Source organism: Pontibacter actiniarum, assembly GCF_003585765.1.
Taxonomy (GTDB): domain Bacteria; phylum Bacteroidota; class Bacteroidia; order Cytophagales; family Hymenobacteraceae; genus Pontibacter; species Pontibacter actiniarum.
Genome location: NZ_CP021235.1, coordinates 3177129 through 3191927 on the forward strand (window position 1 = coordinate 3177129; position 14799 = coordinate 3191927).

General features: G+C 53.6%; 11 protein-coding genes. 2 read left to right on the forward strand and 9 right to left on the reverse strand.

What is annotated here, in order from left to right; translation table 11 throughout:
- Window positions 1-8 precede the first annotated feature (8 nt).
- The gene (locus CA264_RS13650) at window positions 9-3149 is read right to left on the reverse strand and encodes a SusC/RagA family TonB-linked outer membrane protein (RefSeq protein ID WP_025607929.1); all 3141 of its coding nucleotides are present in this window, start codon (window positions 3147-3149) and stop codon (window positions 9-11) included.
- 311 nt (window positions 3150-3460) lie between these two features.
- Between CA264_RS13650 and CA264_RS13655 the strand changes: the two genes are divergently transcribed.
- On the forward strand, window positions 3461-4285 hold the full coding sequence (locus CA264_RS13655; RefSeq protein ID WP_025607931.1) for a PorV/PorQ family protein: 825 nt from the start codon (window positions 3461-3463) through the stop codon (window positions 4283-4285).
- A 78-nt stretch (window positions 4286-4363) separates the two neighbouring features.
- On the opposite strand, the gene CA264_RS13660 is transcribed toward CA264_RS13655, so the two are convergent.
- Window positions 4364-5611, reverse strand: coding sequence for a cation:proton antiporter (locus tag CA264_RS13660; protein ID WP_025607933.1), 1248 nt, complete (start codon window positions 5609-5611; stop codon window positions 4364-4366).
- A gap of 73 nt (window positions 5612-5684) precedes the next feature.
- On the opposite strand from CA264_RS13660, the gene CA264_RS13665 reads away from it, so the two are divergent.
- On the forward strand, window positions 5685-7775 hold the full coding sequence (locus CA264_RS13665; protein ID WP_025607934.1) for a ComEA family DNA-binding protein: 2091 nt from the start codon (window positions 5685-5687) through the stop codon (window positions 7773-7775).
- 134 nt (window positions 7776-7909) lie between these two features.
- Here the strand turns inward: CA264_RS13665 and sigZ are convergent, their stop codons facing one another.
- The 7 genes from sigZ to CA264_RS13700 form a co-directional block, all read right to left on the reverse strand.
- Window positions 7910-8527: an RNA polymerase sigma factor SigZ gene (gene sigZ, locus CA264_RS13670; RefSeq protein ID WP_025607935.1), complete on the reverse strand. Its 618-nt coding sequence runs from the start codon at window positions 8525-8527 to the stop codon at window positions 7910-7912.
- A gap of 2 nt (window positions 8528-8529) precedes the next feature.
- On the reverse strand, window positions 8530-9045 hold the full coding sequence (locus CA264_RS13675; RefSeq protein WP_036776198.1) for a GNAT family N-acetyltransferase: 516 nt from the start codon (window positions 9043-9045) through the stop codon (window positions 8530-8532).
- A 98-nt stretch (window positions 9046-9143) separates the two neighbouring features.
- Window positions 9144-9542, reverse strand: coding sequence for an ArsI/CadI family heavy metal resistance metalloenzyme (locus CA264_RS13680; protein ID WP_025607938.1), 399 nt, complete (start codon window positions 9540-9542; stop codon window positions 9144-9146).
- Between the two features lie 152 nt (window positions 9543-9694).
- Window positions 9695-11611: a DUF3857 domain-containing protein gene (locus tag CA264_RS13685; RefSeq protein WP_025607940.1), complete on the reverse strand. Its 1917-nt coding sequence runs from the start codon at window positions 11609-11611 to the stop codon at window positions 9695-9697.
- Between the two features lie 99 nt (window positions 11612-11710).
- Complete coding sequence (locus CA264_RS13690) at window positions 11711-13690, reverse strand: DUF3857 domain-containing protein (protein WP_025607941.1); 1980 nt, start codon at window positions 13688-13690, stop codon at window positions 11711-11713.
- Between the two features lie 46 nt (window positions 13691-13736).
- Window positions 13737-13994 carry a hypothetical protein gene (locus tag CA264_RS13695; RefSeq protein WP_025607942.1) on the reverse strand — a complete coding sequence of 86 codons (258 nt, stop codon included), beginning with the start codon at window positions 13992-13994 and terminating at the stop codon, window positions 13737-13739.
- A gap of 260 nt (window positions 13995-14254) precedes the next feature.
- The gene (locus CA264_RS13700; protein ID WP_025607943.1) at window positions 14255-14623 is read right to left on the reverse strand and encodes a hypothetical protein; all 369 of its coding nucleotides are present in this window, start codon (window positions 14621-14623) and stop codon (window positions 14255-14257) included.
- Window positions 14624-14799 lie beyond the last annotated feature (176 nt).

The following is a 14799-nucleotide window of genomic DNA, read 5'->3' on the forward strand; positions in this document are numbered from 1 at the left end:
TCGGTTGCTTAGAAAGTTACTCTGATGTTAGCGCCCCAAGACCGGGTGCTAGGGTAACTGCTGAATTCGTAACCCTGTAGGTTGCCGTTGCCAAGGCTGTTCACTTCCGGGTCTATATAGGTGTTTTCATCCGGTGTCCAGAGAACCAGGTTACGGCCGGTAACGCCCACCTCAATGTTGCCAAAGAAAGTCTTGTTTACCACCGACTCCGGCAAGCGATAGGATAGACTCACCTCTCTGAGTTTTGTGAAAGAGGCGTCTATGATGTTAGTACCCTCAGGCAGGTTACCCCAGTAATCGTACAGGTTGGCATTGGTAAGTGGTGTGGTGTTCTCCACATACTCATCCGTGTTACCTACCTGTACCACAGAGTTTGGAATAATGAATGGCTGGCGATCGTTGAAGAGCGTCTCAGGAGCCGTACCGGCAAAGCGTTGTGTACCTCTTGTTCTGGAGTATATTTTACCGCCCTGGCGGGTGTCAAACACGACTGCCAGGCGCAGCCCTTTATACTTAAAGGTATTCACTAAACCGCCTGTCCAGTCGGGCTGAATCGTACCCTGATAAGTTTGCTCCGTGGCAAGGCGAGGCCTTCCTGTAGAGGCGTTTACCACAATTCGACCTTGCGGGTCACGCAGGTAGTCTTCTGCCAGGAACGTGCCGTATGGCCTGCCCTCTGATATGACCAGTGCGGCTGATGACAAACCACCCAGAGAGATTTCGTTGTCCCCAGATACGTCTTCCACATTGTTCTCATTCTTGGTAAAGTTCACACTGATATCCCAGCTGAAATCGTTTGTTTCAATTGGGACACCGCCCACCAGCAGTTCAACACCCTCATTCCGAATGGTGGCCGCATTCAGGAAAGCAGAGCCATAGCCTGTTGCATAGGAAAGCGGAACATTTATGATCTGGTCTGTCGACTCAGAGTTGTAGTAGGCCGCATCAACTCTGAAGCGCTCGTTGAACATGCGCAGGTCAACTCCCACCTCCCACGAACTGGTGTTCTCAGGCTCCAGGTTGGCGTTACCAATTACATTGCTCACCTCAAAGCCTGGCAGGCCGGCGAACGGGAAGTTTAGATCGGTGCCGGCAAAACCATCGCTGATGTTACCTGACACAAACACCGAACGCGTGCTGTAAGGCAGTGCATCGTTACCCACGTTAGCATAGTTGGCCCGGATCTTTGCAAAGTTGAACGGTGTATTCTCAGCCAACCCGAAGGCCTCCGCGGCATCAAACGCTAGGTTCACAGAAGGGTAGAAGAAGCTGTTGTCGTCCAACGGCAGTGTAGAGGACCAGTCGTTGCGGCCAGTAACCTCTAACCATACAAAGTTGCGGTAACCTATCTTTGCCGACCCGTAAACGCCAATCAACCTCCTCATGTCACGGAACCCTACTGTAAGCGGCGTGCCTATGATGTTGCTCAGAGACCGGAACTCGTTATTTGCCAGCGCATCGGCTGTGGCAGTAAGGTCATCGTTGATCCTTTGGTTCACGTTTTGCCCAACCAGCAACTCCAGCGAGAGCTCCTCTGACAGATCTCTGCTGTAGGTTACAATCAGGTCAGAGTTAACCTCTCTGTAATAGATCTGTCGCTCCGCATACAGGCCGTTATCGTTGTTGGATGCGTTCTGCCCCTCTACATCACGAATAGCGGAGAACTGCTTGCGCCGGTCAGTGTAGAAGTCTGTACCAATCCGGTATGTCACATTGAGGTCTTCAATTATTTCGTAGCCAATTTGGATGTTACCGAACAGGCGGTCCACATCGTTCTCGTAGGTCTGGTTCCGGAGAGACCAGTAAGGGTTTATGGTGTATGGCGAATAGAAGCCCGCATCGTCGTTGAAAGGACTATCCAGGTCTTCCAGCTCCAGAATCGGAATATCGCGAGGCGTCTGGATGATCTGGTTGAAAACCGAGTTGCCCTGCCCTGTCAAAGCAAAGTCTCCGCCTGATTTTGTGTAGGTCAGGGAAACGTTAGAGGTAATTTTGTTCGCCAGTTTAGCTGTTCCCTTTACCGCCAATGAGTGTCGGTCATACTCTGTGGTAGGCACCACCCCTTCCTGCTGCGTGTTGGAGTACGAGGCATAGTAAGTGGCGTTTTCACCGGCACCTGATAAAGACACCGTATTTGTCCAGTTGTAACCGTAGTTAAAGAACTCCTCTACGTTATCCTCCAGCGCCACATAGGGCTTAACCCGCTGCTGGCCGTTTACAACCTGACCCCACGGCAGCAACTCTCCGGTAAAAATAGGTCCCCAGCTTGTGTTCTCCAGCAGGTCCGGTGCCCCAAAGAAACCTTGCCCGTAGCGGTTCTGCAGTTCAGGGTAGCGTAGAATGTCTTCCACGGTGTAGGAGGTAATAAAGGTAACCTCTGCTCCCTTTGTTGCGCCCCTGCCCGACTTGGTGGTAATCATGATAACACCGTTGGCCGCCCTCGCTCCGTAAAGCGCCGCGGCGGCAGGCCCTTTCAGGATGTTGATTGACTCAATATCATCGGGGTTTATGTCGTTGGCGCGGTTACCCACGTCGACACCGGCATTCAGGTTGTCACCGGTACCGCTGCTGCTGTTGTCTACCGGAATACCGTCGATAACAAAGAGGGCCTGGTTGCTTTGGGAAATAGACTTGGCACCCCGTATTACCACACGGCTCGAGGAACCCGGTCCACCGCCCTGGCTTTGAATGTTTACGCCGGCCACCTTGCCTTGCAGTGAGTTTACCACACTGCGCTCGCGACCCTGCGTAATCGACTGTTCGTTAATCTGCTGCGTGGCGTACCCCAATGTTCTTTCCTCTTCCTTACGGCCGAGGGCGGTTACCACCACCTCTTGCAACTGCTCGGCATCAATGCCCATGGCAACGTTTATGGTAGCCGCATTACCGATCTGCCGCTCCACGTTGGCATAGCCGAGGAAGCGGAAGACAAGCGTGTTGGAGCCTTCGGGCACGTTGATACTGTACACCCCCTCTGCACCAGTGGTAACACCTATGGTGCTTCCTTTTACCAGAACTGCCACACCAGGTAAAGGCTGACCTGTTGCTTCGTCAGTTACTGTCCCCGTTACAGTCCTTGCTCCTTGTGAGAAACCTAACAATGGCAATAGCACGGCCAGCATCAGGTTTAGTAGTAGAACTCTTTTCATGAACCCATAATTAGCTGTTAAACATAGTATTTTAGCTTAGTCTACGGGTGCAACAAACAGTCAATAATATTAAATAAATACAATTAAATCATATATGAAGCTAAATAATCTATTTTCTGATGCTAACGCTCTGAATTCTTTAGTTAAAATTATTTCTAAAAATTAAACAAACACGCCTACTGTTATTATATCATTCCCAACCGGCTTCCGTAGAAGCTAAACATGAAATAATCACCATAAATCAATATTAAGTACCTAAATCCATCAGAAACATCTTTTATGGTGCCATTCATTGACCTAAAAAGCATGCTATGAAGCTACTCTTCACCTACTTCCTCACTTTCCTTTCAGTACTTTGGGCAAGGCAGGCACAAGCGCAGGAGATATGCAACTTCGGTGCCCGCTCGGCAAGTATGGGGCATGCTGCGGTTACCCTGGCCGATGTGTGGGCTCTTAGCAACAACCCCGCGGGTATGGCGGGCCTGCAGGAGCCGCAGCTGGGCCTTTCGGTCGAGAGCAGGTTCGGAATGGCCGCATTTACGACAGTGGCGCTGCAGGCGGTGTACCCGACACAACGCCACGGCACCTATGGCCTTAGCTTCAGCAGGTTTGGCGACGCGCTCTTTAGCTTCCAGCATGCGGGACTGGGGGTGGCGCACCGGCTGGGCCAGTTTAGCCTGGGTGCAAAAGCAGACGTGTGGCAGGCGCAGGTGGAGGGGTACGGCAGCCGCAAGACTGTCGCTTTATCGGCCGGGGTTCGTGGCGAGGTGGTGCCTACTTTATACTTTGGAGCCTACGCTTACAACCTGAACCAAGCCAAACTTGCCTCCTATGAGGATGAACGGCTGCCGACCATCATGAAGGCCGGGCTATCTTACCACCCCAGCCCACGGCTGCTGCTAGCCGTAGAAACGGAGAAGAGCATCGACTTTGACGCCGACTTCAAGGCCGGGGTGGAGTATACCCTCATAAAGGAGAAGTTCCTGCTTCGCAGCGGCTTTAGCACGCTTACCAGTAGCCTGACCTTCGGGGCAGGCTTTCAGGCAAGGCAGCTGCAGGTTGCCTACGCCTTTGGCTCCACCTCCCCTATCGGCAACAGCCACCACCTTTCCGTTTCGTACGCGTTAGCCCGTTAGCTCCAGGCGCGGCAAGCACTGCCAGCCTACCAGCGGCTAACTTCTGCCCTAAGATGCTCACCAAGGCTGCCGCCCCGGCTATACACGCACTCTATCGGAGACGCGCTTGATGAACGACTCTATCGTAAGCCCCTGCACCACCAGCGACAGAAGCACTACCGTGTAGGTGATGGCCACAATCTCATTGCGGTACATGTCCGGCGTAAGCGAAAGGGCAAGCGCAATAGAGATACCGCCGCGCAGGCCTCCCCACGTCATGATAGAAAGAGCCCCGGGCGCAAAAGTACGGTGCAGCCCCAACGTGTAACTCGGCACGGCAAGCGCTATGTAACGCACCAGTAGCACAATGCCTGTTGTAATCACACCCGTTACAGCATACTCCCATTTAAACTGCACCACCATCAGCTCCAGGCCAATCAACACAAACAAGACAGCATTGAAGATCTCGTCTACCATCTCCCAGAACTTGGTCAGGTAATCGGCCGTTTGCTTGCTCATCGCGAACTGCGTGCCCTGGTTACCAATAAGCAGCCCGGCCGCCACCATCGCCAGCGGGCCGGAGAAGTGGAAAATCTGGGCAAGGCTGTAGCCCCCCATCACTACGGCCAAAGAGATGAGCACCTCGGTCTGGTAATGGTCTATCCGCCTCATAAAATGGTAGGCAATGTAGCCAATGAGCAAGCCCAGGCCGATACCGCCCCCCACCTCTTTGAGGAACAACTCAGCAATAAACCCTCCTTCTACATTCCCCAGTCCTCTCTGCGCTATCTGGAAGATAGAAATAAAGATGACCACCCCCACACCGTCGTTAAACAGCGACTCTCCGGTGATACTCACCTCCAGCGATTTTGGAATCTTGGCTCTTTTCAGAATGCCAAGCACGGCAATCGGGTCGGTAGGTGAGATAAGAGCCCCGAACAGGAGGCAGTAGATGTAGTCGATGGGGTAGTTTAGCAGCTGCAGCAGGTAGTAAAACAGGGTGCCCGTTACAGCAGTAGAGATCAGCACCCCTACCGTGGCAAACACCATAATAGGCCATTTGCTTTCTCGGAGCCGCTCAAGGTCGGTGTGCAGGGCACCGGCAAACAGTAAGAAACTGAGCAGGAACTCAAGCAGAAACTCCGAAAAGTCAAGCTCCGACAGGCGCTTCTCCACTATCGCCTCAAACTCCGGCGACACGGCCCCAAGCCCCTGCACCACCAGCGACAGCAGCAAGCCAGCCAGCAACAACCCTATGGCACCAGGTAGTTTTATAAACTTTTGGTTGATGTAGGCAAAAAGCGCCGAGATGGCAAGTATGGCTGAGAATAAGTGAAAAAGCTCCATGTGTCAGATTTTGTTCAACCTTAAGGTCCTGATTAAGTATGAAAATATCTAGATACCAATATTTCCTGACTGTATGGTACGAGGGTTTCTATTGACTTGGTTCACGTTGTTGGCTGCACTGCCCCTGTACGCACAGGACTATCCGCGCCAAAACATAGACCTGGACTTGCTGGTACAGGAGCTTTTTGCAGAGCAGGACGATGAAAGCATCTCTTACGAGGACCTGTACGAAACGCTTTTCCAGTATTACCAACGCCCCATCGACCTAAACCATACTTCCCCCGAAGAGCTTGCCTCGCTCTACTTGCTGTCTCGCCCCCAGATCGTGGCTTTCTTTAATTACATTCAGGAGAACGGGGAATTGCTGAGCATCTATGAGCTACAGGCCATACCCGGCTTCGACAGGCTGACCATAAACCAACTGCTGCCCTTTGTGCGGGTGCAGGATGCGGGGCTGCAGGCTGACACAAGGCCGCTGTGGCAACGCGTAGTGGGCGAGGACAACAACGCACTTATACTTCGGTATGAGCGCACGCTGCAGCAGCGGCGCGGCTACACCTCCGCTGACACCACCCGAAGCAACTCCTCCCGCTACCTCGGCTCACCTGACAAGCTGTACCTGCGCTACCGCATCAGCCACGCCCGCGACTACAGCTTTGGCTTTACGGCCGAGAAAGACGCCGGGGAGCAGTTTACCTGGAGCCCCACCACCCGCCGTTACGGCTTCGACTACTACACCCTCCATTTGCAGCTTTACAACAAGGGCCGCTTTAAAACGATAGCCCTGGGAGACTACCAGCTGCAGATCGGCCAGGGCCTGCTGCTCTCCTCCGGTTACAGTGTGGGCAAGGGCAGTGAGACCATCACCACCGTCAGCAGGCCTAACCTGGGCATCCGGCCTTACAACTCCGTGCTGGAGTACGCTTTCCTGCGCGGCGGCGCGGTGACCTATGACCTGGGGAAAGTAGACGTTACGGCCTTTTACTCCAACAAGCTGGTGGACGCCAACCTGCAGACCCAGCTGGACACGCTACTGACGGAGCAGCAGTTCTTTAGCGGCATCCAGACCACCGGTTTCCACCGCACGCCCACAGAGCTGGCCAACAAAGACCGGGTACGCGAGCAGGTGTACGGCGGCAGTGCGCAGTATCAGTCCAGCGACAAAACGCTTGCCGTAGGTATTACAGCCCTGGGCACCCACTACAGCTCCTCCGTACAAAAGGCTGGCGCACCCTACCAGCGGTTTGAGTTCAGCGGCACTGATAACTATAACGTAGGAGCCAACTACAGCTACACCTGGCAAAACGTGTACTTGTTCGGGGAAACGGCTGTGAGCAGAAGCGGCGGCCTTGGGAGCGTAAACGGCCTGATCGCCAACCTATCCAACGCAGTGGAGCTCTCGATGCTCTACCGCCACTACGCCCGGGACTTTCACGCCTTCTACGGCGGCGCCTTCGGGGAAGGCACCCGTACCATAAACGAGCGGGGCTTTTACACAGGCATCAAAATAAAGCCGTTGCCCAAATGGGAGATAACCGCCTACTACGACCGGTTCACGTTTCCGTGGCTGCGCTACCTGGTGGATGCTCCCTCACGGGGAGATGAGTATCTGGTTCGGGTATACTTTAAGCCTACCCGGCAGAGCAGCCTGTATGCCCAAATGCGCCACGAAAGCAAGGGCCGCAACCGCAGCAACAATACCACAGCCCTGGACTATGTGGCACAGGCAGAGCGGCAGAATTACCTACTGTACTTCGAAACATCCCCCTCTAAAACTTTCAACCTCAAATCGCGGGTACAGTTCAGCACCTATGCGCAGGAGTCGCCGCAGCAGACAGGTTACCTGATTGCACAGGATATCAACATGACGTTTGATAAAGTACGGCTTAGTACCCGTTACGCCCTTTTTGACACCGACAGCTACGATACCCGCCAATACGCGTATGAGCGCGATGTGCTGTATGCCTTCTCCATACCCGCATTCAGTGGCAAGGGCACCAGAATGTACGCGCTGCTGCAGTTCCGGCCGCTTCGGCACCTGGATGTATGGGTGAAGTACGGCCTGACCCACTACCGAAACCAGGACCGTATCGGCTCCGGGCTGGAAACGATAGAGGGAGCAAAGCGGTCCGACATGAAAGTGCAGGCCCGGTATAAGTTTTGATACGGCCGATGGTGCAGGCACCCGCTCGCGCCACAGCAATGGCTATAAAGGAATAGTCTGTCCCGGCCTTGCAAGGAGAGTTATGCAAGGCACTAATTAGACACTTGCTTGGGCTTTGATAAGCCCAACACTGATTACTTTTTGCAGCAGCTTTGCGGCTGTTGCAAGGCTGCGCAGCTGGCTTTTACCTGGGCCTCCAGCACCTGCCCGTCGTGGCTGAACTCTAAGTGGCAGCACTCCATAAACAGGGCCTTTAGCCTTTCGCGGCCCCGCTGTACCCTTGACTTTGCTCCCGAGTATGAAATACCGAGCCGCCCGGCAATCTCTTTCTGGCTTATACCCTCCAGCTCGCTCAGGCGCAAAGCCTCAGCGTATTCGGCAGGCAAAAGCTTTATAAATGGCTCTACCAAGGCTTCTACCTCATGCCGTGCGCTCCCGGGCAGCTCCCCATCCGGTAGCTCCAGCTCGCCTATACTTTGGCGGCGGCTGCTTTCCCGAAAGAAGTCATACACGGCATTGCGCGTAACCTGGTACAGCCAGGCTTTGATGTTCTTTACCTCCTGCAGCTGTTCACAGTTGGCGTAAACCTTCAGGTACAGCTGCTGCAGGATGTCATCGGCCTCGGCCTTATCCGGAACGCGCTTCTCCACAAAGCCCCTTAGCCGGGCCTCATACGCCAGAAACACGGGTCCGACAGCTGAACAGGAGTCAGGAGTGCTTTTTGTTTCGGCACTGGTGCAGCAGGTGTTCATACTTATAAACCGGTTATGTTGCTTCTTCTTTCCATCAGGCACACATCCCGCCACTGCCCGTGCAGTTGCCCCAGCCGCTCCCGTATGCCTACCACTCTAAAGCCGCACTGCCCGTGAAGCTTTATACTTGCCTGGTTCTCTTTCAGGATGCCCGCCTGCAGTGTCCAGACGCCTTCCCGCTCCGAGGCCTCCACCAGGCGCTGCAGCAGGAGCTTTCCCAGGCCCTGGCCTTTGTGAGCCGGGTGAATGTACACACTGTCTTCTGCCACACCACGGTACACACACCGGCCCGAGACCGGTGTGAGGGCCGCCCAGCCTGCCACCGCGCCAGCCTCTGTCAGCGCCACAAAGCGGCAGCTCTTCATGTGCTTGTTGTCCCATTCCTCCCAACCCGGTGCTGTGGTTTCCAGGGTGGCATTGTGTGTCGCTATGCCGTGGGCGTAGATATCCTGAACCTGCGGGTAGTGCTCAGGCAGCATCTCCGATACTGTCACCAAGCTGTTTGTAGTGGTTTGCATACTTTTATCTGAAAGTAAATATAAAACAGCAACAGGTATAAGTAAACACCTGCTGCTGTTTCGGCTGGTTACGCCTCGCACCAGTTGGCAGCGGTGGCTTAGTGGCAGCATGCGGCAGCCGGCTCTCCATACACGGTCGACTCTCCAAAAGTATAAAAGGCCTCCCACTCCACTTCCTGCGGGTCTGCAATCCACGACTTTTCCGACTTAGCATAGCAGCAGGTGCACTTGCCTTCCTCCCGAATGGTGCCTTTGGCCTCTTTCAGGCGGCCGTACACCTCCCGGAGCTCCTCCTCTCTGTCAGCCTGTATGCCCAGGTGTTCAATGCCAGGGTTCTCCGGCCGTAGCGAAATGGCGAAGTTTACGCGCGGGTCATCCAGCATCCATTTGGCATAATCCGGCTTTAGCACGGTCGGCTGCGCGCCAAACAGGGCGGTATAAAAGGCGGTGGACTCCTCCAGGTTCTTAACGCCTACATTTACGTGAAATCTTTTCATGGCTCTGTTTTTTTGAGTGTTTTGTTCTTTGTACACCCTGATGACGGAGCCCCCCCTGAAAAGACGCAGCATTATTGAAAATTAACAAAAAAACCGCCCGGGCAGAGGTTTTGCCCGGGCGGTTTTTACAGTTTTGGCTAAGCCTGCCGCTTTTACGGCACGTTCTTCACAAACACGACCTGCTCTGCGTCTGCCTTAATGATGTTGTTGTAGAACTCTACCAGCTTTGTGAAGGTCTCTGGGGCAAAGCGGCCCTTGCCCATCTGCATCTGACGCACATACAGAATGCGCTGCCCTTCTACTTTAAAGCTGGCCTTGTACTCCCCGAAAACAGATTTGCACATCACCTCCTGGGGCAGGTACTCTACCGCATAGCCTGCAGGCACCTGTATCTCTACGGTGTCCACGTCTGAGAAAGCCATCGTGCGCACGACCTCGGTGCTGCGCTTTTCCTTCTGGTCCGGCACGTAGCTCCACTTACTCATCAGGTTAGGGCTGATAAACATGCGCTTGCCGCTCAGGGTGGCGCATTGCCGCAGGCTCAGCTTCAGGTTCTCGGTAATGCGTGGCACGCGCTCCTTCTGCTGCGAAAAGCTGTACTTACTGATCTCAAAGGAAGGGGCCTTTACCTGCTCGTACAGCCACTTGCGCTGCTCCTCCGGCTTCAGGTTGTGCAGCACACCGTCGCGGCTCTCTTGCTGAATGCCGGTATAGTGCGTCTCCACGTTGGCTGTGCCGTTCCCTTTCTCATCCAGCTTTACCTGCAGCTTCCTGACCTGCTGATTCTCGGCAGCGCCGTAAGAGGTTGTTTTCACCAGTTTCCCACCTTCCGGTGTGATCAAAAGGGCGTGTCGGTCGCCGGTAAAGCTACCGTTGTAGCCTGCCGCCGCTGTCTGGCTCGTGCACTCCAGCCACATGGTATCCTGGGCCATCGGCACGCACAGGATTACGTGGTTAAACTGCGTGCTTGGAAATTCGGTTCTGATGTCCGGTGTGCCCTCACCTGCCTTTATAAGTGCGTAGTAGGAGTTAACCCCCACCGCGGCCAGCATCGCTTTGGTGTAGTTCGAGAGGGCTTTGCAGTCGCCGTAGCCTTTGCTGTCTACAAAGCTGGCCTCAAACGGCTGCCAGCCCCCTATACCCAGCTGTATGGACACGTAGCGGGTCTTGCCCTGCATGTAATCGTACACCAGGTTTACTTTTTCCTCCGGGGTTTTGGCGTTAGCGGTGAGCTGCTTCAGCTTGGCCACTGTTGCCTCAGGCAGCACGTCGCGCCCGGCGTTGAGTTTGTTTATCCAGATGCCAAAGTCTTTCCAGGTTTCCATACGGCCTTTGTAGCCATCCACCTCAAATTCAGTGGGGGCGGTAATCACCTGCGGCACCAGCTCCACCAGGCCGGGCCCGTAGGGCTCCCGGTATACCGGCTTCAGGTCTTTCAGCTCCCAACGGTACAGTTCCAAAGTGCCGTTGTTGCTCTTCTCAGCCTTTTGGGGCATGTTTTTTTCCAGGTAGCGCAGCGGCATTCCAACCGGCATCTGTACCTCCAGGCTCGCCTTCTCTACCGACAGCTTTTCTTCGTCCTGCGGCAACCAGTGGGGGTAGAACATCATGTTCTTCTGGCTCACCTCGTACTCAAACTCCACCGTGTACGGGTACACATTGTACTCCAGGCTGGCGATCTTTACCCGGTCATCCTCATACACCGAAAAGCTGCTTACGGAGCTCACGTCTTTGATATCGCTGTTCTTGAGCTTTTTGATTTTCTTCCCCAAGCGATCGTAGCAGGTGCCGCTGATGTAGGAAACTTTGCTCATGTCATCATAGGGCACATAGATCGTGGCCCGGTGGTCTCCGTTCTCGTTCAGGATGGTGACGGTGGTTTTAAAGCGAAGGGTGCCGCTGCTGATAGAGTTGACGGTGAACACCGTTTCCTCTGAACGGATAACCGCGTTGGCCTCCTTGGCCAGGGCCTCAAACGAACCGACGCCGGAGGCAAAGGCCTGTGGCGCCAGCAGCAGCCAACAGGCTAGCCCCCAGATCCACTTATAGGTGTTGTTTATACTTTGCATGGGTATTATAGTTGAAAGGACGCCTGACGAAAACGGCCTGTTACAGTAAACACCGCAGCAGGCCATTCTCCATCAGCTATACTTCAATTGCTTTTCAGGTTAGTTAGATGCCGTTGCTTTTTTCAGTACAATCTGCTCGGCATGCTTGGCGATTATCTGGTTGAAGAACTCCTTCAGGTACTGGTACTCCGGCGCGTAGAAAACAGGTTTGTTGATGTTCACCTTGCTCATCACCTGCAGTGTGTTGCCTTCGTGCTGCACCATGTACATAAAGCGGCCGCCGTTTTCGGGCAGGTTCACAGCGATGCTTTTTGGAGCCTCCTCCACTTCGTAGCCTTCCGGAATAGTGAAGCTGCAGATGTAGGTTTCGTCTATCGGCGTGGCAAAGTCTACGGGGTACAGGCGCTCAGTCAGCTTAAAGGGATTTTCCTTCTCGCCCCGTCCCAGCATGGGGTTCAGGTAGATAATGTCATTGGAGCGGCCGCTGCCGCTAACGCTGATGTCGTAGGTAATGTCCAGCGCATCGCCCAGGTTGTTCAGGTTCTTGATCTCAGGCTTTGTCATCTTGAAGTCCCCTACCTCTTTTGCCAGGCTTTCGGTGAACTTGCTTTCGCCTTCCTCCAGAATGCTTTTGCGCATGTTCAGGGCTCTGTAGCCCCCTGCAGATTCACGGCCCGTACCGATAATCTCGCCCTTCCCGTTGATCGTTAGCGCCGCACTGAACATGGTGGTGGAGTTGGCCGCCGGCAACAGGTCCACCCAGCGCTGGTCATCCTTTTTAATGAGGCGGCCCTGGCCATTCAGGCAACGGGCAGGCAACATGCCAACGGTCACCAACGGATCAGTGGCGTCCAGCAGCAACTCTTTACCGTCTAACTTCACATGCGCCACCACGTAGTTGAATTTGCTAACCATGGGAGGCATGGCCGCACGCACACGGCCGTGGTCGCGGGTACTTACCAGTACGGGCGCGGCATCAAACCCTGCTTCAAGCAACATAGAGGTCAGCAGCAGGTTGATATCGGCGGAATTTCCGGTGCGCTCATCCCACGCCTTTTTAATGGTCGCATCGGCATAGATGGCGCCTCTGCCATTCCACTTCATGCGGCTCTTTACCAGGTCAAAAACGGCGGCGAGCTGCTCCGGCTTGGTTTTGTACTTCCCTTGGATCGAGGCAAGCTCTTCTTTATAGAAGCCGCTGCGCTTAAGCTGCGTACCGAAGCGCTCCGCCAGCATCAGGTCACTCGTTACACTGCTCCAGTCGCCGGTCATGATGCGGGGTGCCTGCCCCGGATACTGCACGCGCTGCAGCTCAAACTCTATTCTAGACTGGTAGTCGCGCACGGTGGTAATGTACTTCTCCTCTTTCAGGGCCGGCACATCCTTCATAGCCCATACATAGGCCTTGTTCTGCATATCTGGAGAGGCGGAGTTGCCTGCCGCCTCCCTGTTGGTTTCGCTCTTGTACAGCATGTTGTAGCCCTGCATCTGGAACTTGTAGTCGAAGTACTCCGGTATGCGGGCGCGGTACTCGCTCCAGACCGTCGGGATGCTGTGCTGAAACTCCCAGTCGCGCAGGTTATAGACAAAGTCAGACGTAACGGTGTAGCTCACATCAATCACCGAGCCCTCCTTTACGTTTGGCATGGTGAACTTCTTGGCCAGCCAGTTCTCCGACGTCTGCTCATCGAACACACTGTTGTTCTCCAGCTTATCCTTTTGCACCTGCCCTTTCTCCAGGTTAAAGGTATAGCCCTTCACGTTGGTTACACGCTCTTTGTCTGTGCCCTTCACATAGTAGGGTACTACAATATCGGCCCAATCATAAGCGGATTTTTTAAAGATTTTGATGCGGAGATGGCGTTCGAAAACCACCTGCAGTTCATTTGTGTAGATGAAGCGGGTGGAGCCAAAATCAGACAGAATAACCGCCGCAGCGCTTGTGTCCTTGTCATACATGCGCATCTTAAGTTCCTCCTCCGAGACCTTTCCGAATTTGGGGGCTTGGGCAACGGCATGTTGTACGGCACCGGCAATGCATAGCGCCAGCACCAGTAGTTTGGTAGAGATTGCTTTCATAGGCAATGGTAAATAACTAGTATGTAAGTAGAATTATAAGCGCGGATTAAAACACAGCCCACAAAGCTCTTATTCCTTTTTCAGGTTTAAGCATACTTTTATAGCTATATTTCACCATAAAGAAAACAATATCTTTCTTTATAACCAAAACGGATTGTAAAGTTTTGAGGTAGGTTTTAAGAATACGGTTCTCGTGAAGCAGCAAAAAACGGCTATGTGCACCGGCAAAGGCTTTCACGCCTAAAAATTTTTTTTTCACTGAAAGCAGTTCCGGTGATTCTACGAATATGACTATTCTTTTCACTGCCGCTCTTATGTTATACCGTGCACGCTCAAGCTATCATCACGGGGCAAGGTGGGCAAGCAACGCGTGGATGCCGCTGTAGCAGCCTTGCAGCTAATATACATAGCGGCAGGCAAAGATGCAGCCTTGCCGCTGGTTTACAGGGGAGTAAGAAACAGCCGTACGACAGCACGGCAGGGTTAGGGATGGACTTGGTGAGCTAAAGGGGTGGAGCGGCAGCCCGAGGGTGGGATGGCGGTACTGCCGCTCCACGTAAGTATTTACAAATATGCGGAGAAGTTTTTCTTGTCAGACCAGAACTCACGGCAGGCCTCGCGCTGCTCCTCAATAAATTTGGAGTTCTTTTTCAGTTCTTTCCAGTTGCCGTAGCCCAGGCGCTCACACATTCTGAAAAAGCTATCTCCCTGGTTCTTTTGGCCTTTTACTCTCACAAGGGCGCTTAGCAGCGGCCGGCCCTCTTTGTATTCTTTCTCCGAGATCTCATCGATGACATCGGCCAGCATCGATTTCTCATGTGGGTTTTCCAGGTTGAGCCCCAGCTCGGCTTCGTAGATCAAGTTTTGGAAGGACATCAAATGTGCTCTGCCGCGAGCTACTTGAATCAGTTTCTTTCGTACGCGTGAATTCATTGTGCAAATTTATGGTTTACGCAGTCCGGGCCGCTGAAACGGGTTTTCGCCGCCATGGGTCCTCTCCTGCCTTACTGTTGAAGTGATATATATACTTATTAACGTATAGAAGCAGGAAAAGGTTGCGCAACGAGTGCAATTTTAACCACGTTTTAGTGCAATCGCTGCTTTGATGC

Coding starts and splice junctions, on each gene's coding strand:
- CA264_RS13665 (WP_025607934.1), top strand. CDS start 5,685: ATGGTACGAGGGTTTCTATTGACTTGGTTCACGTTGTTGGCTGCACTG.
- CA264_RS13650 (WP_025607929.1), bottom strand. CDS start 3,149: ATGAAAAGAGTTCTACTACTAAACCTGATGCTGGCCGTGCTATTGCCA.
- CA264_RS13655 (WP_025607931.1), top strand. CDS start 3,461: ATGAAGCTACTCTTCACCTACTTCCTCACTTTCCTTTCAGTACTTTGG.
- CA264_RS13675 (WP_036776198.1), bottom strand. CDS start 9,045: ATGCAAACCACTACAAACAGCTTGGTGACAGTATCGGAGATGCTGCCT.
- CA264_RS13680 (WP_025607938.1), bottom strand. CDS start 9,542: ATGAAAAGATTTCACGTAAATGTAGGCGTTAAGAACCTGGAGGAGTCC.
- CA264_RS13690 (WP_025607941.1), bottom strand. CDS start 13,690: ATGAAAGCAATCTCTACCAAACTACTGGTGCTGGCGCTATGCATTGCC.
- CA264_RS13700 (WP_025607943.1), bottom strand. CDS start 14,623: ATGAATTCACGCGTACGAAAGAAACTGATTCAAGTAGCTCGCGGCAGA.
- CA264_RS13685 (WP_025607940.1), bottom strand. CDS start 11,611: ATGCAAAGTATAAACAACACCTATAAGTGGATCTGGGGGCTAGCCTGT.
- CA264_RS13660 (WP_025607933.1), bottom strand. CDS start 5,611: ATGGAGCTTTTTCACTTATTCTCAGCCATACTTGCCATCTCGGCGCTT.
- sigZ (WP_025607935.1), bottom strand. CDS start 8,527: ATGAACACCTGCTGCACCAGTGCCGAAACAAAAAGCACTCCTGACTCC.